We start from the raw sequence: 22,414 nt of genomic DNA on the forward strand, positions 1-22,414 counted from the left end.
GATTCCTTTCCATTTCCAGGAATCTCCGGAAAACTCACAGCTTGCCAATGATATCCGAGATATCATCAAGTTCATCCAACGTGAGGTCTGCATCGCTAAAGTCGCTGGGTGTATACTCCTCAGCTTCACGAGTCAGGCAGTGCACTATCAATTTCTCCAGATTCAAGCCATAGCTGGCTACTTGTTCCATAGCTTCTTTCTCATCCAACCTTGAAGGATCATAACGAAGGATCAGCTGGAATTTCCCTTCATCGACAACACAGTTCCACTCTTCGAAATGGGACATTCGGTTAAGTGGACTAATCAATTCGCCCATAGGCATGGATGACATGGTAAACGACTCGCCTTGTGTATCTCCTCCAAATTGCCCCAGATAATTAAAGACAATGCCGGGATCACACGGTGACTCCTCCAAATTCAACTCGGAAGTTAGATATTTCAAGACGGAATACCCAGTTCCCTTGCCAGGAATGCCACGAAGCATTTCTTTCGTATGACGCAGCGCTTCACCAAGTTCTTCATGAGCTGTACTGAGAAGCACAGGATAGATCGTGGTAAACCAGCCTACGGTCCTTGTGGTATCCACATGGTCCAGTATGCCTTCTCTCCCGTGTCCTTCAAGATCGATAACAATGTCTTTTGCATACGTCATGGAGAGAGCCGTCAACAGGATATCCATGACTTTGGTATGATACGCACGATGAACTTCAGTCAATAGCTGGCGCGTTCTGTAAGGTTCCAGTTCCAAAGTCACTATTTTGCTTTGCTTGAGCAAACCAGGTTTATCGTGATGATCGCGAAGTTGTAGTGCTTTCTGATTTAGCTTGTGCCAGTACGCTTGTTGACGCTTCATCTCTTCAGATGTGGCTACGTTCTGAAGTTCACGACTCCAGAAGGCATAGGAATCTGTCTTCTCGGGCAACTTCACCGTCTTGTCCCCCAGGAGAATAGCCTGATACAAGCAGTGGAAATCTTCCAGCAGAATTCGCCACGATACACCGTCAATAATAAGGTGATGCATTGCAATAAGCAGATGGTCACCTTCAGGTGTCCTGAACACACCAAGCTGAATTAAGTCATGTCCCAGGTTCACCCTGGATTGAATCGCTGTCGCAAAACGTTCAAGGTGGGCATGATCCCCGTCAGCTTCCACTTCATGTATCTCCATAGGGAAATCCTTATCCTTGTCTATTGGGGAAACACGCTGTACCACACCAACCGGCTGGATATCGAATCGGATACGTAGCGCATCGTGGTGTTCACAAAGTTTATGGAACACCTCATTTACCGTGTTCGTATCCCATCCTTCTCGGTTGTATAGCATCATGGATTGATTCCAATGATTCATGTTGCTATATCCCTGTGCAAAGAACCATTGTTGAATTGGAGTGAGAGGGATGTCTCCTTCAATGATCTCTTGTTGCTCTTTCCTCGTTTCCATAGGTTCCAAAAACTCGGCACACTCCGCGATTGTCGGATACAGCATCAAATGCTTGACCTGTAGTCTGAGCTGATGACGAGTGAGTCTTGAAGCAATCTGTATGGATTTGATGGAATCCCCTCCGAGGACAAAGTAGTTGTCGTCGATTCCCACATGTTCCACACCCAGTACTTCCGACCAGACTTGGGCCAATATTTGTTCTTCTTGAGTTACAGGTGGACGATAATCCCCTTTTATGCTGTTCAGATCCGGTGCAGGGAGAGCACCTCGATCCAGCTTGCCGTTACGCGTTACCGGAAGCGTTAGAATCGGTACAAAATACGACGGCACCATGTATTCGGGCAAACTCTGCTGAACATACTTTCTGAGCTCTTGTTCTTGGAATCCTTCCGATGAAACGATATAAGCACACAGATAATGTCCTGTATTGTCCTGACGAGGAACAACGACCGCTTCCTGTACGTCAGAATGCTGTATCAGCCTTGACTCAATCTCTCCCGGTTCAATTCGGTGCCCGCGAATTTTGACCTGATGATCGATCCGTGTAAGAAATTCAATACAGCCATCAGGCATCCATCGGACTCTGTCCCCTGTCCGGTACATTCGTTCACCAGGACAGAATGGATCTTCCATGAACCTGTTCAGTGTCAGATCCGGATCTCCGACGTATCTCTCTGCTACACCCTCACCGGAAATATATAGTTCACCTGCTACACCGACAGGTAAAAGATGGCCTTGCGCATTGAGAATATAGGCTTTCGTATTATGAATGGGTCTTCCAATAGGAACCGAACCGTGACCTGCCAGATTACGTCCGACATTATATGTCGTTGCAAAAACAGTTGTTTCGGTCGGACCATACCCATTCGCGATCCGATCATCTCCCAGATATTGATGAGCTTGCATGACATGAGATTTGGAAAGTGCCTCTCCTCCGACGAATAATCGATGCACATGTTGCAGACAGGTTACATCATGATCGACCAGCGCATTAAACAGTACACTAGTTACAAAAGCAGATGTGATCCGCTGCCCCTTCATAATAGAGGAAAGCTTGTTGATATCCAGCATGTCCTCTCTACTGATCAATACAAGCGTTGCCCCGTTCAATAATGCACCGAAGATCTCATAAGTTGATCCGTCAAAGGCATAGTTGGAGAGCTGCAGCATACGATCCTGTTCATCGATATGGATAAATCCATTATTCATCGCTGTCTTAATGATATTTCGGTGTGTAGTGACCACACCTTTCGGCAATCCGGTCGATCCAGAAGTGTACATAATGTACGCTGGCATGGTCGCTTCATCCGCTAATGTCTTTGGATTCCCATCGTATTGAACAGATAATCTGTCTTTCTCTAATAGGGTTCGACTGGACTCTTCCAATGGAACCACGAACCCCTGGAACCCAGGGAGAGGTCTATCCGATGGAGCAACGAGCATACTTGCATTACAGTGTTCGAGCATGTAGATCATTCTCTCCTGTGGATAGGAAGGATCCAGCGGAACATATACACCTCCTGCTCGCAAGATTCCCAAGATCGACACAATCATGTCAATCGAACGGTCTGCCAACAAGCCGACAGCATCTCCACGGCGTAAGCCGCTCTGCTCAAGATAACTTGCAAGCTGACAAACCTTCTGGTGAAGCTCCCGATAGGTTAGCGTATCCCCATAAAAGTGCAACGCCGTATGATTGGGACGAAGCGATACTTGGCTTTCAAACAGCTGGCTAATCGTACGATCACGCGGATACTCTGCGTAAGTGTCGTTGAACTGTACCAGGATCTCCTGCTCTTCCGAGGGAGTGATCAGCTGGATCTCGTCCAATAATATGTCCGGGGAGGAGGACATTTGACTTAACACATGCTCATAATGAAGCGCCATATTTTCCATCTGAGAATGCTCGTAAAGGTCTGTCGCATATTCTATGGTCAGTTTAAGAGATTCCTTATTCTCGTGAACTACCCAAGTCATATCGAATTTAGAAGTGTTACTCGTCCAATCCAGTGGTTCAATATGCAACTCATGCAGTTCTACCGTCAGGGGTTTGGCATCCTGTAGAACAAACATGGTGTCAAATAACGGATTGCGCTCTGGATCTCTTGCGATATTCAGCTTCTCAATAAGTTCATTCAATGGGTACTCTCCATGTTCATAAGCCAGCAACGTGTCCCTGCGCACATGACCGATCCACTCGTGAATCCGGAGATCACCACACAATTCTTGTCTCAGCGCCAACGTGTTAACGAACATGCCTGCAACGGAAGAGATATCCGTATGAGTCCTTCCCGCAAATGGAATGCCCACAACAATATCTTTTTCCCCCGTGTACTTGGACAGAAGAATGTTATATGCTGCCAACATTACCATGAAGAGTGTTGCATCTGTCTGTTGTGCTAACTGTTTCACTGCGCCACTCAGCTGAGGACTCAGTTCAAACGTATGGGAAGAACCTGTGAATTGTCGCCGGCTTGGGCGACGACCCTCTGTGAGGATATCCAATACGGTGATGTCTCTCTCGTACCGCTTAAACCAGTAATCTTCACTCGTCAGGTAGGCCGCCTTGCTCTTCTGTTCACTCATCCACACGGTGTAATCCTTATATTGAACTGTCATCTCATCAAGAGGATGTCCCTGATAGAGTTGAATAAAATCCTGATATAGAATTCCGGTCGTCACTCCGTCCGAAACAATGTGATGCATGTCCAAGACCAACACATATTCTCTATCTGAAAGTTCACATAACCCTGCTCTCATAAGCGGTGCACATCCAAGATCGAAGGGCCGGACAAATGTGCCAATATACCGAGCCAGCTGTTCATCCCTCTCAAGACCAGCAAGCGTTTCAGGTTCGGCTATAAGTTCCAGTTTCCAATGCATGTCCTTCAGGTCATGAATGTGCTGTCGCAGCTCACCATCAACCATTCTGAAGGAGGTTCTTAGTGATTCATGCCGATGAATAAGTCCTTTCAGCGCAAGCTCCAGACGGATCACATCGGGTTTCCCGTTCATCCTCAGTACCATGGGCATATTGTAGCTTGTCCCGGTATCCTCGAACTGTTCCACCAGATATAATCTCTTCTGTGCCGACGACACCGGATAATCCTCTTGCTCTTTGACGCGCGGAATCCGGGTATGATTCTGCTTATCCCCTTGGTCAATCAAGGAGGCCATCTGTTGCAGCGTTGGAGCATTAAATAAATCAGGCATGCTTAATTTGATAGCCCATTTCTCCTGTACCTTCGCTATGAGAACCATTGCTTTCAATGAATGCCCACCCATTTCGAAGAAATGATCTTGCAAGCCCGCTTGTGCGAGGTCCAGAACTTCAGTCCATAATTGTGCCAGTTCCTTCTCCGTATGTGTTGAAGGAGCCACATAATTTGAAGACAGTCTGGCAAGGTCAGGTTTAGGCAGAGCTTTTCGGTCCAGCTTCCCGTTCTGTGTAAGCGGTAGGGATGAGAGCTCGATGAATACGGATGGAATCATATACTCAGGAAGTGTTTCTTTTAAGATTCTTCTCCAGTTCTCGGCTTGATGCTCGTTCTTCGTTTCATTTCGGGCAAGTACACTTGCAGGGTCAATTACAACATACGCCGCCAACATGGAATGCCCTTGGTCATCACGATGTGCGGTAACTACAGTTTCGTTGACCTCTTTCAGAGCAAGGATGTGATCCTCGATCTCTGCCAGCTCAATCCGATTTCCACGGATTTTCACTTGCTGATCCAATCTACCCAAATATTCAATGGTCCCATCCTTTAACCATCTTACGAGGTCTCCTGTACGATAGACTCTATCTTCCCCTTCCATGTGCCAGGCTAGAAATCTCTCTTCCGTCAGCTCCGGCTGTCCCAAATATCCGTCAGCCAGACCCTCGCCTCCGATGTACAACTCTCCAGGAACTCCCACAGGTTGGGGCTTGCCCCATGTATTCAATACATAAAGCCTTGTATTATGAATGGCTCGGCCAATGGGAACACGCCCGGTTTCCCTTACTCTCTCATCAATGGAATACGTTGCTGCAAATACGGTTGTCTCCGTCGGGCCATAACCATTTACAATCCGATGTTCTCCCAGCACATCCAATGCTTTAATTACATGATTCACCGAGGCAGCTTCGCCGCCAATAAACAGTTTCCTCATACCACGCAGACTGTGTACGTCATAATCAACTACCGTATTGAACAGGGAGGTTGTCATGAAAAGACTCGTGATCCTCTCTTGTCTCAATGTGCGTGTAAGATACGACACATCATGAACATGTTGATTGGGCATAAGCACGAGCGTTGCTCCATTAAGAAGTGCTCCAAAGATTTCATATGTGGCCCCGTCAAATGCATAATTGGACAACTGTAACATTCGATCCTCTCGCCCAATTTCAACAAATCCGTTATTGATACAGGTTTTCACTACATTGCGGTGACTCGTTACCACACCTTTGGGCATTCCGGTAGATCCCGAGGTGTACATGACATAGACCGGTTGCTCTGCTGAATAGGAGATTGGTGTCTGTATTGAACTACCCTCTGCATAAACTTGTGGTTCGAGCAACGGGATGATTGTTCCCGTGTAGGAATCAAGGGTCTGATTCTGCTCCATGATGAGCCACTCAGCTCCACTATCCCGCAGAATGTAGATTAGTCGGTCTTCAGGGAATTTGGGATCGAGAGGGACATACGTTCCTCCTGCTTTTAATATCGCCAGGATGGCAATGATCATCTCCGGTTTACGATGTGTTAACAGTCCGACGTAGTCACCAGGCTTAATTCCACGTCGCTTGAGTAATGCTGTCATCCGGTTTACGCGTTCGTTCAGTTGTCCATAAGTCACCATCTCTGTACCGTACAGGAGTGCCTCGTGTTCAGGTTGCTCTGATACTATGGATTCAAATGCCTCCGTAACAGTCCAGTCTCTTGGATATTCAGCATCGGTTTTATTAAGCTCTCTAAAATATTTCTTTTCTTGCAGGGTAAGCAACTCCAGATCCCGCAGTTTCGTATCCATGTTATTCAATAGTTGTTCAAGCAAATAAACATAATGACGAGTCATTTGTTCGATGGTAACCCGGTCCCATAGGTCTGAACTGTATTCAACCTCAGCCACGAGTTCATCCCCATCTTCATGCCATACCCAGGACATATCGAATTTGGCCTGCTGTCCATGCCAATCCAACTTGCGAACAGATATATCCTGAAGTGTTTTGACGGGGAGCGTCATATCCTGCAGTACAAACAATGTGTCAAATAAAGGATTGCGGCTCGGCTGAAAAGAAAAATGAAGTTTGTCTAATAGATCGCTGAGAGAATACATGCCTCGCTCATGCACTTCCAGCATATATTTTTTGACATGCTGGATATATTCACCAACCGTCAGATCAGCAGCTGGATTAAGCTTCAAAGGCAGCGTGTTTACAAACATCCCCACAGTGGACTCCACATCTACATGTTCTCGTCCGGCAATCGGTGCCCCTATGGTGATGTCCTCATCACCCGTATATTTAGACAACATCAGACCATACACCGATAAAAGAAGAATAAATGGAGTAGCCCCGTAACCCGCAGCTGCTCTTTTCAATTCCTGTACCTTCTTACTTGGCAGGCCAAATGTATATGATGCCCCCCGGTACGATCTGATGGCAGGACGTGCACGATCCATTGGAAGTTCAGCGGAACTTTCAAATTCCGAGTACTGTGCCAACCAGAACTGCTGCGTTTCCTCATACGTACGGCTTGCCTGCTGTTTCTGCTTCCACATCACATAATCCTTATATTGAACACGGATCGGATCGAGTGTCCGTACCTGATAAAGATCAAACAGTTCATCATATATCAGGTGAGTAGACACCCCGTCAGACACAATGTGATGTGTATCCAGCGCCAGTACATACCGTTCCCTATCGAATTCAATTACACATGCCCTGATCAGCGGTGCTTCTGCCAAATCAAACGGCTTAACAAAAGTGGACATCACGCCAGATATTAGATCTGTTTCAGTTCCATCAGATTCCTGGATCGAGGATTCCAATGAATCCATAGTCCACCTTTCAAGCTTCCACTCCACTTCATCTATCGAATGAATGCGTTGAGTTAACTCGCTATTTTCCATATCGAATGATGTCCGCAGGGCTTCATGGCGTGCGATGATCCGTCTAAAACATGCTTCCAGACGAGCCGTGTCTAATGCGCCTGAGATTTCAAATAACATTGGCATGTTATAACTTGTTCCGCTGTACTCATATTGCTGGGCGTAATAGATCTGTTTCTGAACCGATGTAACAGGATATGATTGCATCACCGGAGCCGGCTCAATGGCTCTATACTGTTTCCTAGCGGCCTTCTGAATCCATCCAGCCATGTCCCGAAGAATTGGGGCCTGGAATACATCCAGCAAGGTAAGTCTGACATCAAGTTCCTGGTGAATCTTGCCTACTAGTAACATGGCTTTCAGAGAGTGTCCGCCCAATTCAAAGAAATGATCCTGTATTCCTATCTTCTTAATGCCTAGAACGCTTTCCCATATCTCAATCAAGCTCTGTTGGACCGGGTTCTCTGCTGGAATATATTGCTGACCTCGTACAATTGTCGGCTTCGGAAGTTTCTTCCGATCAATCTTTCCATTCGGAGTAAGCGGTATCTCATTCAAAATGGAAAAGACGGTTGGGACCATATACTCCGGTATTTGTTGTTTGAGTTCCTGCTTCCACATCGTTACCAGTTCTTGAAAGGGCTGCTTGGCTTCTCCATCCTGAAGTAAAGTGTACGCGCATAGATAGGAGTGACCCTGATCGTCACGATCCGCCATCACTATCGCTTCATGGATACCCGATAGCATACGCAGGCGTCCCTCCACTTCCCCTAGTTCGATCCGATTGCCACGAATCTTCACTTGATGGTCAATTCGATCAATGAATTCCAGATTTCCATCCGGCAGCCATTTAACCAGATCTCCAGTGCGATATAGACGTTCTCCCGGAATAAATGGGCTAGCTATAAATTTGTCACGGGTGAGCTCCGGTTGTCCCAAATATCCTTGGGCAAGTCCTTGTCCACCTATATACAACTCGCCAGGAATACCAACAGGCAATCGCTTGCCTTCATGGTTCAGCACATACACTTTTGTGTTATTCGTTGGCTGACCAATTGGAATGTATTCACCAGAAACGATGGAGTAAAATGTGGCAAATACCGTCGTTTCTGTCGGGCCGTATACATGTACAAGTCTATGCTTGCCAAGCAGATCAACGGCCTTTTTGACATGTGTCCCGGATACTTTCTCACCGCCAAAGAGAATTTTCTTAGTCCCGTTCAGGCACGACGGATCCAGATCTACCAATGTGTTAAATAGTGCCGTTGTCATGAAAGCGATCGTGATATGTTGTTCGCGAATGGCCTTGGCGAGAGCACCCCCATCCAGCACCTCTTCCCTTTTCAACAGAACAAGTTCAGCACCGTGTAACAGGGCACCATAGATGTCAAAGGTCGATCCGTCAAAAGCATAATTAGATATCTGTAGCAGGCGGTCCTCAGGGGTGATATCCACGTAACCATTATGAATTACCGTCTTGATCACATTGCGGTGTGTCGTAATTACCCCTTTTGGGGTGCCGGTTGAACCAGAGGTGTACATGACATATAAGGGATCTTCCGGTCCAGGAGACTCGGCATATGCGCTGTTATTCACATTATTTCGGATAAGAACCGGATTCTGATTGGATTCGTGTGCCCAGACATTTTCATTAAAAATCAGAGCTTCACCCTCATAGTTGGGGATCTGATCAGGATGGTCTGCAATCAACCACCTTGCCCCGCTATCCATCAACATGAATGTCTTCCTGTCCCCTGGAAAGCTCGGATCAATAGGGACGTACGCCCCTCCGCTCTTGACAATGGCGAGCATTGCAACAATGACCTCAATGGAGCGGTCCATGATTAGCCCGACACGTTGCCCAGGCTGAACGCCCTGTGAAATAAGGTATCGTGCAAGACGATTCACGCGATCATTTAACTCCTGATACGTAACACGGTAACCGTCCATCACGACAGCCGGATTCGCGCTGCCGAGCTCAACCTGCTGCTCAAACAGCCTAGCCACAGAAACATCTATAGGATAATCTGCATCGCTGTTATTCCATACATCTATCTGTGCAATATCAGATTCGGTTACAAGCTCCAGTTCCCCGATTTTCAGTTCTGGGAAAGCCACGATCTGCTGCAGCAAATGTACATAATGTTGTAACATCCGTTTTATGGTATGTGACTCCCACAGATCCGTTCGATATTCAACAGATAACGTCATATCATCTTCGGAATATGTACAGACCCATGTCATGTCAAATTTTGATACATGATGATCCCACTCTGCATACTCGACCCCAAGTCCCGGTATATGCATCTGTGCTGTTGCCGAATCCTGTAGCATAAACATCGTGTCGAACAATGGATGTCGACTTGAATCAAACGGCAGTGACAAGCGATCTATCAGGTCTTCCAGTGGATATCGGCCGTATTGATATGCTGCCAGCGTAATTTCTCTCATCTTCTCCAGATATACGCTTACCGACAGTTCTGCCTTGGGTTCACTCCGAAGTGCCAGCGTGTTGGCGAACATGCCTACCATTTGTTCATGCTGGAGGGTATCTCTGCATGTAAAAGGAGTGCCCACTATAAGATCTTCTGCAGCTGAATATTTGGACAACAGAATCTGATAGGATGCCATCATAAGCATAAATAAGGTCTGTTGATTGGTCATTGCCGCATCTTTTAATTGACTCACGAGAGCAGGCTCTAACGTTAAGTTCACACGACTTCCCTCAAAACGGCGGATCGGCGAGCGCAGATGATCTGTTGGTATTTCAAGAACAGGGACTTCGATTTTGTACAAGGACAACCAGTACTCCTGACTTTTGTTATATGCCTCTTGTTGAAGATACCTCTCCTGTTCCCAGACAGCATAATCCTTGTACTGCACACTCAGGTCCGAAAGATACTGCCCCTGATACAACCGAACCCAGTCGGATATCAGAATCTCTATCGATCGTCCATCCGAAATAATATGGTGCAGGTCAAGCAGTAGCACATGACACTCCTCATTAATCCGAAGTAAACCTCTTCGGAACAAAGGAGCTTCTCCCAGATCAAATGGCTGGATGAATTGTTCAGCAAACGACTGGATAGCCGATTCCTCCGTATCTGCTAATGAAGCTTTTTTGAGGCGCAACGGTTCAAGAGATATCTGATCAGGTCCGTGAATACGTTGCCGCAGTTCACCATGGTGTAACTCGAATGAAGTTCTCAATGCCTCATGTCTCTGAATCAGCATCTGCATTGATTTCTCCAAGGCATTCACATCCAGCTTGCCATTTAACCGAAGCAGGAAAGGCATATTGTAGCTTACACCTGCATTTTCCATTTGCTGAACAATGTACATCCGTTGTTGGATGGAAGACGCCGGGTACGTGTCCCTGTAGGGTACGGGCACAAGTTCTTCTCCAGGGTGGTCTGTCGAGCGTGCTGCCATGATCCACATGGCCATCTCCCGAATCGTAGGCATGATGAATACATCCTGTAGTGAAACCTTTACGCCGGTTTCCTTCTGTACTCTGGCCACAAGCATCATAGCTTTAAGTGAATGCCCTCCAACTTCGAAGAAATGCTCCTCTACTCCGACGCTCTGTATATCCAGAATCTCTTCCCAGATACGTGCCAATTTTTCTTCAAACACATTAGCTGGAGCAACGAAATGGTTGGTCTGTCTTCTCGTGGGCTTGGGAAGCGCCTTCCGGTCGAGCTTACCGTTCAGTGTCATGGGAAAGGCTTCCAGTGTAACGAACGTATTGGGAACCATATATTCAGGCAGGGTCTGCCTCAGCTCTTTTTTCCAGTCCAACACAGGAGTTTTGTTATCACTTGGGACGATATACGCGCATAAATAGGTATGTCCCTGCTCATCCTTCTCTGTCATGACCACAGCATCCTGAATCGATTCAATCCTGGATAGCCTGCTCTCAATTTCGCCAAGTTCAATCCGGTTTCCACGAATCTTCACTTGCTGATCCAATCTTCCCATGTATTCGAGGTTTCCATCCGGCAGCCAGCGAACGAGGTCGCCTGTTCTGTACATTCTTTCTCCAGCAGAACCGATTACAAAACGTTCTTCGGTTAATTCAGCCTGATGCAGGTAACCTTGCGCAAGTCCATCCCCGGAAATATACAACTCGCCAGGTACTCCAACAGGTTGAAGTTGTCCTTTTCGATTCATTACATGGGCCTGGGTATTGTGAACAGGTCTACCGATGGGAACTGTGTTATAATCCAGCAAACGTTGATTGACCAGATAAGTCGCTGCAAAAACGGTCGTTTCGGTCGGACCATATCCGTTAGCAATCCGGTCATTCCCCAGAACCTGCAGAGCCTTTTCCACATGCTTTTTGGATCCAGCCTCTCCGCCAAAGAAAAGCCTTCTCACATGTTTCAAACATTGAACATCCCACTCAACAACGGCGTTGAACAGTACAGCAGTCATAAAAGCCGAAGTGATTCGTTCACGCTCCAGCGTATCAGCAAGCTCCGACACGTTGAGGACGGTTTCCTTGGGAATCAGCACCAGCGTAGCTCCGTTGAGTAAAGCACCGAATATTTCATATGTTGAACCATCAAATGCATAGTTGGAGAGTTGCAACATCCGGTCCGTTTCATGAATATCCATAAAACCGTTATTGATTACGGTCTTCACAATGTTACGGTGTGTCGTTTGTACGCCCTTCGGTTTACCTGTAGACCCCGATGTATACATGATATAGGCCACATCTTCAGCGGATCTGTGGCATTTCGTGAACATGTCCACAGCTTGCCGCTCGCAGTCACTCTGCAACTGTTCTTGCTTGATCAGATTGATCTGCTTGCCTTCATAGCCGCTGATGAACAGATCTTTCTCAGCAATAAGTACAGCCACATCACTATCTGCAAGTATGGTACGAATTCGCTCAGTCGGGAACTCCGGGTCCAGCGGAATATAGGTGCATCCTGCTTTCAAAATGGCGAAAATGGCCGTTATCATTTCTATGGACCGCCTTGAAATAAGTCCAATATTCTGTCTAGGTTCAACACCAGATTCGAGCAACTGAATTGCAAACTGATCAACTCGCACACCGAATTCTCGGTATGATAACTGCTCCTCCCCCATGACAATTGCGGTTCGTTCAGATTGCTGTATGACCTGCTGCTCGAGCAATTCTACAACGGTTGCCTCATAAGGGTATTCGGCAGTTGTGTCATTGTAAGTTCCGAGTAACGTGTGTTCTTCCTCCGTGATAATATCAGCTGTATCGATTTTCTGTTCAGGTTTGGCAATCAAGCAACCAAGAACCCTCAGATATACGTCAAGCAGCCGATCTGTGAATGCTGTTGGATAAGATGACACCATCTTGACGGACAACTCACCGAGAGTTACTGAAATACTAAAATCAAGGAGAGTGTTTGTTTTCTCATAGCTGTAAGACTTAAATTCAAACATTCCTTTTTCCACAGACTCATACACATGAAAATCAATATAGTTAAAAGCGATATCAAATAGCGGATTTTCTCGGCTGCTTTGCTCCCCAATTGCATTTAGAATCTGAACAAGGGACAACCGGCCATACTTTTTGAGTGTGGCTTGTTTACGATACACATCTTGAGTAATGTCTCCCCAGTTCACCAGAGAGTCAAATTGTGTGCGCATAGGAACGGTATTTAGGAAACAGCCCAATATGCGTGCGCCATCCTCATGGACAGGACGTCCATTCTCGACAAGCCCAATCAGGATATCATCCTCATAGGACAGCATATATAATGAAGTGACGAATGCAGACAGACACAAGGATTTAACCGTAACACGCTGATTACGTGCCGCTTCTTTTAACTGGGTGTACAGTTCCGATGGAAGGAGAGTCACTGTTGAGTTGGCTACTGAATTGCCATTATGAATCTCGGACTGTTCCGGGAATGAGTATTTTCGATAATCCAGCAGTTCTTCACGCCAATACTCCATAATGGACGAATTTCTAGCTTGGGCCATCTGATCTATAACATAATCTTTGTAGCTTGTTTTTAACGGATCAGGCACTGACTTCCCCTCCTTTGAGAGCACCGTATAAATTCAGTAATTCCGACATAAAGACGGCAACGCTCCATCCATCCAGAATGGCATGATGAAAGATCCACCCCACATATGACTCCTCCTGAGAGGTGAAAATCACCAGACGCCACAGCGGAGCATGCTGGATATCAAATGGCCGCTTCCGGTCAAGCTCCATATAATTCCGAATTTCCTGTTCTATCGATTCGCTGTCCAGACTATCCAGTATGACCTCCTGAATATCAAAATGTATACGTTCACAAGTATATTGGACAGGTACGGGAAAATCGGAAATATTGAAACCAGTACGCAGAATGGGATGCCTGTTTATGAGTTCATTCATGACTGTTTGAAGATTCAGCGCCTGAATTCGATGCTCATGAATCTGATATATAAACTGATCGTGATATACACCCAGACCTTCATTTTTCATGTAATGGAACACCATTCCCTGCTGAATATCGCTCATGGGATACACGTCTTCCACATTGGAGGGTAACAAGGCTCGTAATGTCGGGTTCGCCAGCCACTCCGTACGCATCTGTAATAACTCCATCTCAATCTCGTTCCGGACGGGATCGGGTGCATGAAGGGAAGCACGATGTCCAGCCAGTTCTCGAATCGTTGGATAATCGTACATATCAGCAATTTGGATATGAAGTCCAAGCTCTCTGTTCATTCGGCTGATCAGTTCAATTACACGAATGGAGTCTCCGCCAAGCTCAAAGTAATCACACTCTACCCCCATATTGCGGTTATCCAACATCTCCTGCCAAATGTTCAGCATCTGCCACTCCAGTTCATGGCCTGGCATTACCAAATCGGTAACATCCATTGGAGTCACACTGTCGCTAGGAGCAGGAAGTGCTCTGATATCGACTTTGTTGCTCAGTGTCATTGGCAAGGCCTTCATTTGAATATAATGAGCAGGCAGCATATACTGCGGCAGATGTTGAGACAGCCTTGTTCGTAAATCTTTGCTCTGCTGAAGTCGTTCAGAGACATAATATGCACAGAGAACGCTCTCTCCTGTATCCCCTTCCCTGACCGTTACGACTGCTTGCTGTATTCCATCTATCTCCAAAAGTCTGGATTCAATCTCACCAAGCTCGATTCGGAAACCTCGGATCTTCACTTGGTGATCGATCCTTCCCAAATATTCAAGTTCACCATTCATCTGCCAGCGAGCGAGATCTCCAGTTCGATATAACCGCTGCGAGGGTACAAAGGGATGGGGAACGAACCGTTCGGTGGTCAGTTCTTCTCGGTTCAGGTATCCCCTGGCCAAGCCTTCACCGCCAACATAAATCTCCCCTTCCACACCGATTGGAACCAATTCCCGCTGTTCATCGAGAATATAAATTTGAAGCGTAGGAATGGGTTTCCCAATGTTGCTTGTTTTGCCTTGGATATCATCCCATCCCATTTCCTTATATGTCACATGTACCGTTGTTTCCGTAATTCCATACATATTAATTAGTTGAGCTTGAGGATATTTCTTCTTCCATTCCAGTAGTTGTATAGGTTGAAGAGCTTCTCCCCCGAAAATCACCTTTCGAACAGCCAACGGTGTATCCAAGTCTGACTGTACTTCCAGTTTAGCGATTCGGTAAAAGGCAGTCGGCGTTTGGTTCAGAATGGTGACCTGTTCCTTCTGTAGTAATGATAAGAATTGTGCTGGCTCCCTTGTCACATCCAGAGGAACTATAATCAACCTGGCACCATACAATAACGCCCCATACATCTCCCATACCGAAAAATCAAAACAGAATGAATGGAACAGTGTCCACACATCTTCTTTGGTGAAGTCAAACAAGTTTCGGTCATTAAAAAGCAATCTGACCACATTGGAATGTTCAATCATGACCCCTTTTGGTTTGCCCGTTGATCCTGATGTGTAGATGATGTAAGCCAAATCCGATGGTCGATTCACTTGTTTCGGATTTGTTGCGTAGTTGCCTTCTATCCCATCGTCATCCAGCAGGTCTGGAACGATTGCCTTAATCGACATCTCCTCAGGCAGATACTCCTGCTCTTCCGTAATACAGAATTGTGCTTTACTATCTTCAAGCATGTATTGAATACGTTCCTTCGGGTACTCGGGATCAATCGGCATATAAGCTCCACCTGCCTTAAGTACGGCAAGAATGCTGATAACCATTCCGGGTGAACGTGAAAACAAAATGCCTACAACCTGATTTGGTTTCACGCCTTGCTGTCGAAGATATAACGCCAATCGGTTGGCCTTATTATTTAATGATGCATACGTCATCTCCGTATGTTCATAACGCAAGGCAACCCGTTCACTGGATCGTTTCGCCTGTTCCTCAAACAAACTGATCAGTGTTGCTTCTCGCGGGTATGTGGTCTTCGTATCATTGAATTGCTCCAGAAGTATACGCCTCTCGGTATCAGGCAATGTATTCAGACTCGACAGCTTAATGCTCAACAACCCCTTCCAGCATGGTGATATAGAATTGAAGAAGCCTTTCGATGGTTTCCATTCTGTACAAATCCGTGTTGTATTCCATACGCAGCCTAAGAATATCGGACTCTTCATATACATGTAGAATCAAGTCATACTTGGATGTACTTCCTGCTTCAATCATCAACTGGACAGATACGTCCTGAAGCTGATATTGGTGTGTAAATTCATTTTGCAGTGTGAACATGACTTGAAAACCCGGTGTTGATCCCGGTGCAGTATGATACGAAAGGTCAGGTAGCAGCATTTCTATAGGTACTTCCTGATGTTGATAGGCATCCAAGGACATTCCTTTAACCTGTTCCAACAGATCATCAAATGTCATATCTTCACTAAACTCGACGGGCAAAATAACGGTATTTGCTACAAATCCAATGAGATCCTCCACCTCAGCACGGGTCCTGTTGGACATGACGGTACCAATGGGAATATAGGGCTGTCTGCTAAAACGATGGATCAGGTAGCCATACACCGCGAATAAGAGCATAAAGAGCGTAATCCCTGACCGGTTTGCCTTCACTAATGTCCTGGAGGTCAATTGGGAGTCTACGATACGTTCGATCGTATTTCCCTTGTACGTTCTGGCCTCAGGATATGGAAAATCACATGGTACCTGTATGATGGGTAATGTTCGGTTTAGCTTATTGATCCAATACTCTTTTAGTTCCCACAGGGGAGAATCACTGCCCTGCTCCATGGAGGATTGCCACAGCACATAATCCGAGTAGGAGACAGAAAGTGGCGACAACATTCGATGCGAATCTCCCAACTCCGAGTTATATAATTGCACCAATTCGTTGGTGAAAATCTCCACTGACCAGCCATCAGATATAATGTGATGCATGGACACAACCAGAATATGCTTGTCCGGGCTGCAATCAATCAGGCACATACGAAGACATGCATCGTTCACAAGGTCAAACCGCAAGTTTGCTTCCCAATCAATCTCCCTCCTGATTCCAACATGCCTTTCATTTTCCTGAAGCTGGGTAAGATCTATCCGTCTAATTTCTATTTCAGATCCTAGCTCCGTAACATATTGATAAGGTTCCCCATCTTGAATACCATAGCGAACACGCAAAGCCTCATGCCGCATAATCAGTGCTTTTAAAGCACTCTGAAGCCTGTATATATGAAAAACACCGGTAAAGTGAATTGAAAAAGTATTGGTATAAAAGGCGCTCTCTGGAGCAATCATGTGCAGAACCCATTGACTTTTTTGTTTCAATGTAAGCGGAAGTTTCTCTGTTCGTTGCTGCTGTACCGGGATAGGAATATGATTCTTCAACGGTTCCGCATTCTGCAATTCCTGAAGAATTCCATTGATGGTTGCTTGTCTGAAAAAACGCTGTACCGGAATACGCACCTTATACTCGGAAGCAATCATCGCGAGCAGACGCGTCATGCGGAGGGAGTCACCACCAAGCTGAAAAAAATCATCATGGTGGGTCACTTGGGTTAATCCCAAGACCGATTGAAATGCCTTTTCAAGAAATGGATAGTGCTTAGAAGAAACCGATGCTCCTTCACCTATATGAGGTTGTCTGTACACTTCAATTCGGTCAAGAAGTACATTATGTTCCTTTACATATTCACGTACTTTGGTGTACACCAAAGCTTCATGGCAATGATCCTGCTCTGATGTGTAATGAATAATGCACAGCTTGTCTTGCTGGATCTGTACTCCCCTGGAACCCTCTTCTTCCGCCTGTACCCAAGCAGCCTGTTCAACAGAAGTTGCTGCAACCTCTTCTTCCATCATTATCTGAGCCTGCTGACGTTCATGCAGCATACACTCTATTCGGTTGAGCGTTTCATCAAATTGGCCATCGAGTAGTAAATCTACAAGTTGTAGCCGCTGGATTTTACCTGTAGGTGTACGAGGGAATTCCCTTTTGCTCACCGGAACGATAAACCTCGGATTTACGCCAAATTGTCTCGATATGTTACCTCTCATCTCCTGAATGACGAACAGATTTAAGCCTTCATCGTCATTCTGGGGTGTATAAAATAACAACAGTTGATCATTGCCGGACTCTCCACCCGATATTCCTGCTGCTGCCACGTAGTCAGCATCAACACCGTATACTTGCTTCATTACTGCTTCAATCTCATAGTTGTATAGATTTTTGCCGTTCATGATCAGCACATCTTTTTCTCTGCCTGTTAATGTCAACACTCCATCCTTAACAAAACCGAGATCACCTGATTCGAACCACCCATCGCCTGTCAATACGTTGTTAGTCGCTTCCTTGTTCTTGAAGTATTCCGTTATGATTGAATCTCCCTTGAGTTGAACCCTCCCTACATGAGCTTCGGGAAGCGGAACATTGCAATCATTTACGATCCGCAAACTTATTCCGGGAATCACCTCTCCAATCTCGACAAAGGCTATTGTTTCGTCCGTAATGGGGGAGTCTGCAAAGATCAATTCGCTATCCAACGACCCCTTAACAATATGCTGAATTCCACCTGTCTCGGATTGATTAAACGTTCTGCTGAAGCAGAGACTGCCGGAAAATTCAGTCATGCCATAGGCAGGAACAATGCTATCAGCTCTAAGCCCAAACGGAACTAATTGATGAAGGAATTCTTTGCCTGTCCGAGCTGAAATCGGCTGACCTACATTCAATATGGTACGAATGGATGACAAATCCCATTGTCTGGCATGAACGGCTTCATGCCGCTGATTCATCTGTGCATAGGCAAAATTAGGAGCCCAGGTGAATGTGACTTGATGCTCCTCTATATCTTCCAGCCACGAAGTGGGAGAATTCAAAAAACGCTCAACGGAACTTAACACTTGCTCACTGCCCAACACAACGCCGAGGATATGATTGGTTAACAATCCACCAGCATGATAGAGAGGCATCCAATTCAAGGTGATCTCTTCAGAAGTCAGGCCCAGATGTTGTTTGATACCAATAATATTCGCAAGAATCTGGCGATTCTGATACCGGACACACTTCGGAGTACCTGTTGTTCCTGATGTAAAGAGGGTAAGGACAGGGGCATGGGGGTCACTACTGTGCCTTTCCTGGGAACGCTCATGCCGCAACAGCTCATTTACCGAAATTACCGCTTCTTCACTTGTGCCCTCCCCTTCGAAAGTACCAGCAGAATCTCCTACAATGAGCGGACAATTCAATAACTTCCACACCTGTTTCAACTTTGTGTGATCCATGTGATCGGATGGCAAGTGAAGAGCTGGCTTCAGCGGTGCTGGGTTCATACCGCCAAGTATACAAGCCCAGAGTGCAGCTACTAGGTGATCTATGCGTTCAATTTGCAAAATGACAGATTCCCCTGGCCGGACACCTTGTTGAATCAGTCCTTGAAGGATGCGTTCAGCATCCTGAGACAATTCCATATAATCTGATATTCGGACTTCCCCATTTTCTTTCTTATAATACAATTTCTTCTTTGGATGATTCCTGACGGTCAGATCAAAAGCCTCGGCAAGTGTCTTAGGATGTCCTGAACAATCAAGTGGTTCGCCTATCAGAATTGCTGGCTTCCCAGCCGAAAGAGTTGGTTGTGATTCCCACATCTTGGGTCTCTGACCATATTTGAAATGTTCCTGCGCCTTCAATATGCTGGAAGCAGTCGGTTGGGTCCAATGTTCATCACAGGCCCCCGAAGAGGTTATTGCCCCCATGGATATAGAAAGTTGTTGAACCGGGAGCTCATGTCTTATATAACGTTGGAGGCTAGTATGAAATGACATTCGAACGGTTTCTCCTTTCACTGCCCTGAGGTAATGGTGAGTTCATGTAACGAATGCTCCAGACTTTCCTGTGAAACTTCAACGGGGATCCACCCACGAACACTATTGATGAGCCATATATTTGTTGCCTCGGTTATGTCTCTGTATGTTAATACCTTTTCCTCAAGAACTCCGTCATACAGGAGTTGATTTCGTAATGTACCTGCTAATAATCCGCTATCTCTGGGTGGAGTATATTTTTTACCCTGTTGCTCAATGACAACATTTCCTGTTGTGAATTCAGTAAGCTCCCTATGCTCATTCCACAGCAGAACATCATAGCCATCTCCACACGCCATACGATGAACATCATACATGTCCCGATACGTGGTCTTGTGATATAAGAAGCGCTGACTGGAGAGAATTGATGATTTCGCGAGAGCTACCGTCTGTGTTTCTTTTGTTTCAATAAGAGGCGTGCTCTCAACCGAAATTTGTCCTACTGGAGATAACAACACTCTGACCTTATGAAGGCCGGTTGAATGTTCGTTGGCATAAGCAGTCAGTTGGTTATGAATATCCTCTCTAATCGCCTCAAAGTTAAAATAGGATGCAGACTCCATCATCCGGTCAAGGTGCCTTTCCAAGAGGGAATAATGTCCGTTCTCCAATCGAAGCGATTCCAATAATTCAAAATATGGCTTTTGTTCCGTTAGCATCAACGCTTTTGTTTTGGCCTCTGCATATTCATCTGAAGCTGTCGAATCCCAGGTGATGCCTCCGCCCACACCATATTCAGCCTGATTCCGCTGATGATCAATCCACACGGTCCGAATCGCTACATTAAAAACGGATGAACCATCCGGACTCAACATGCCAATCGATCCGCAATAGATCTCCCTTGGTGTATCTTCAAGTTCATAAATTAAGTCCATTGTGCTGATCTTCGGTGCCCCAGTGATGGAACCGCAGGGAAAGAGTGCTGAGAACATGTCTTCCAACTGTATGTGCGACCTGGTATTTGCTGTAACGGTAGAGGTCATTTGAAACAAAGTATAATATTTCTCAATATCAAAAAGTCTCGGGACATGCACACTTCCCGTCTCGGCAATAACACTAAGATCATTCCGGAGTAAATCCGTAATCATCACATTTTCAGCCCGATTTTTGGGGGATTGATACAGCCAGTCAGCCAATTCGTCATCCTGTTCCTGGTAGAACCCCCGTTTCACTGTTCCTTTCATCGGACGAGTCTCCAGTTGATTTCCATTCTTTTTGAAAAATAATTCAGGTGAAGCACTCAAGATACTGATATCACCGAGCTGCAGCATGGCTGAGTAATCCGCCTGTTGTGCATCACATAGCTTTGTATAAAAAGCGTATGGGTCACCCTCATATTCCGACCGAAGACGCATCGTATAATTGACCTGATAGGTGTCTCCCCGCGCGATGGCCTCGTGAATTTTATGTATATTCTGATGATAGGTCTTCTCTGTAACCGTTGGTTCCCATTCTGAGATCCGATATTCATCAGATGAAGATGCATAACCTGTATCATACCCTCCAAAAATACCAAACCATATGAGCGGTAAAACTACATCTGAATGAACTCGAAAAGCGGGATCGAAAGCTGGCGCAGCCTCGTAAGACACATAACCTACGGCATAATACCCCTGATCAACAGCGTCCTGAATTTGCCGCAACGCTGGTTTTACCTCTTCAATGGATGTCGCTTTAATGACTTCAACAGGATTTCTGAAGATTTTACGCTGTTTACAACGATCCTCGCCTACAAAATCAAATAAGATATACGGATTGGCATCGGGTTGATTCATTCAAGAATACCTCCTTGAGAAGTTGGTTTAGAGCGTAACGTAACTTGAGTCAGATTCCGTCTTTTGTTGAGAACAGTTCTGCAGAAAGTTAGCCAGAATCTGTTTGCCGGATGGCGTAATAATGGATTCCGGATGGAACTGAACCCCTTCTATACTCCATTTCTTATGACGAAGTCCCATCACTTCCCCATCGCTGGACCATGCGGTAACTTCCAATTCTTCCGGGAGATCAGGATTGACAATAAGCGAGTGGTATCTTGCCACGTTCAGAACGGCAGGCATACCTTCAAACAACGTTTTACCATCATGCGAGATATCCGAGGTCTTGCCGTGCATCAGATGCCGGGCTGATTCCACTTTTCCTCCAAATGCCTGAGCAATAGCCTGATGGCCAAGACATACACCAAGAATCGGAATCTTTCCAGCAAAATATCGAATCACTTCAAGAGAAACTCCGGCATTAGACGGATTAGATGGACCTGGAGAAATTACGATATAATCCGGCGATATCTCTTCCAATTCTTTTACCGTAATCGCATCATTACGATACACGTTTACACTCTCACCCAAATCAGCGAAGTACTGCACAAGGTTATACGTGAAAGAATCAAAGTTATCAATCATGACGATCATAAGCAGGTATCCCTCCAATATTGAAATTCGAAAAAGGATGACTTACGAGCTGAGAGACTGACTATTCTGTTTAAAACACCATGTGTATAGCCTTTTTGATTGCAGTTGATCAAAAATATAGATCCTAAAATTCCAAAAAAAACAGACTGTTCGGTTTAATTTTGTTCATTGTTTGTGTTTTTAGCAGAGTGTCA

Annotated in this window: 5 protein-coding genes; all 5 read right to left on the minus strand. The window is 45.7% G+C overall.

Annotated features, from left to right (window positions below; all coding sequences use genetic code 11):
• Nucleotides 1–34: 34 nt before the first annotated feature.
• From M1D71_RS18900 to M1D71_RS18920, 5 genes are read right to left on the minus strand one after another with little or no spacing between them, the layout of a single operon-like run.
• On the minus strand, nt 35–13,549 hold the full coding sequence (locus M1D71_RS18900; protein WP_458123199.1) for an amino acid adenylation domain-containing protein: 13,515 nt from the start codon (nt 13,547–13,549) through the stop codon (nt 35–37).
• Complete coding sequence (locus M1D71_RS18905; RefSeq protein WP_458123200.1) at nt 13,542–16,010, minus strand: non-ribosomal peptide synthetase; 2,469 nt, start codon at nt 16,008–16,010, stop codon at nt 13,542–13,544. Before M1D71_RS18905 ends, M1D71_RS18900 begins: the two co-directional genes overlap by 8 nt.
• Entirely contained in the window at nt 16,000–19,773 is a 3,774-nt protein-coding gene (locus M1D71_RS18910; RefSeq protein ID WP_458123201.1) for a condensation domain-containing protein, read from the minus strand. Before M1D71_RS18910 ends, M1D71_RS18905 begins: the two co-directional genes overlap by 11 nt.
• Nucleotides 19,774–19,790: 17 nt before the next feature.
• The gene (pabB, locus tag M1D71_RS18915) at nt 19,791–21,587 is read right to left on the minus strand and encodes an aminodeoxychorismate synthase component I (RefSeq protein ID WP_458123202.1); all 1,797 of its coding nucleotides are present in this window, start codon (nt 21,585–21,587) and stop codon (nt 19,791–19,793) included.
• 27 nt (nt 21,588–21,614) lie between these two features.
• A complete protein-coding gene (locus M1D71_RS18920) occupies nt 21,615–22,220 on the minus strand; it encodes an anthranilate synthase component II (protein WP_458123203.1) in 606 nt (201 codons plus the stop codon).
• Nucleotides 22,221–22,414 lie beyond the last annotated feature (194 nt).

This window comes from Paenibacillus sp. Z3-2, assembly GCF_054161325.1.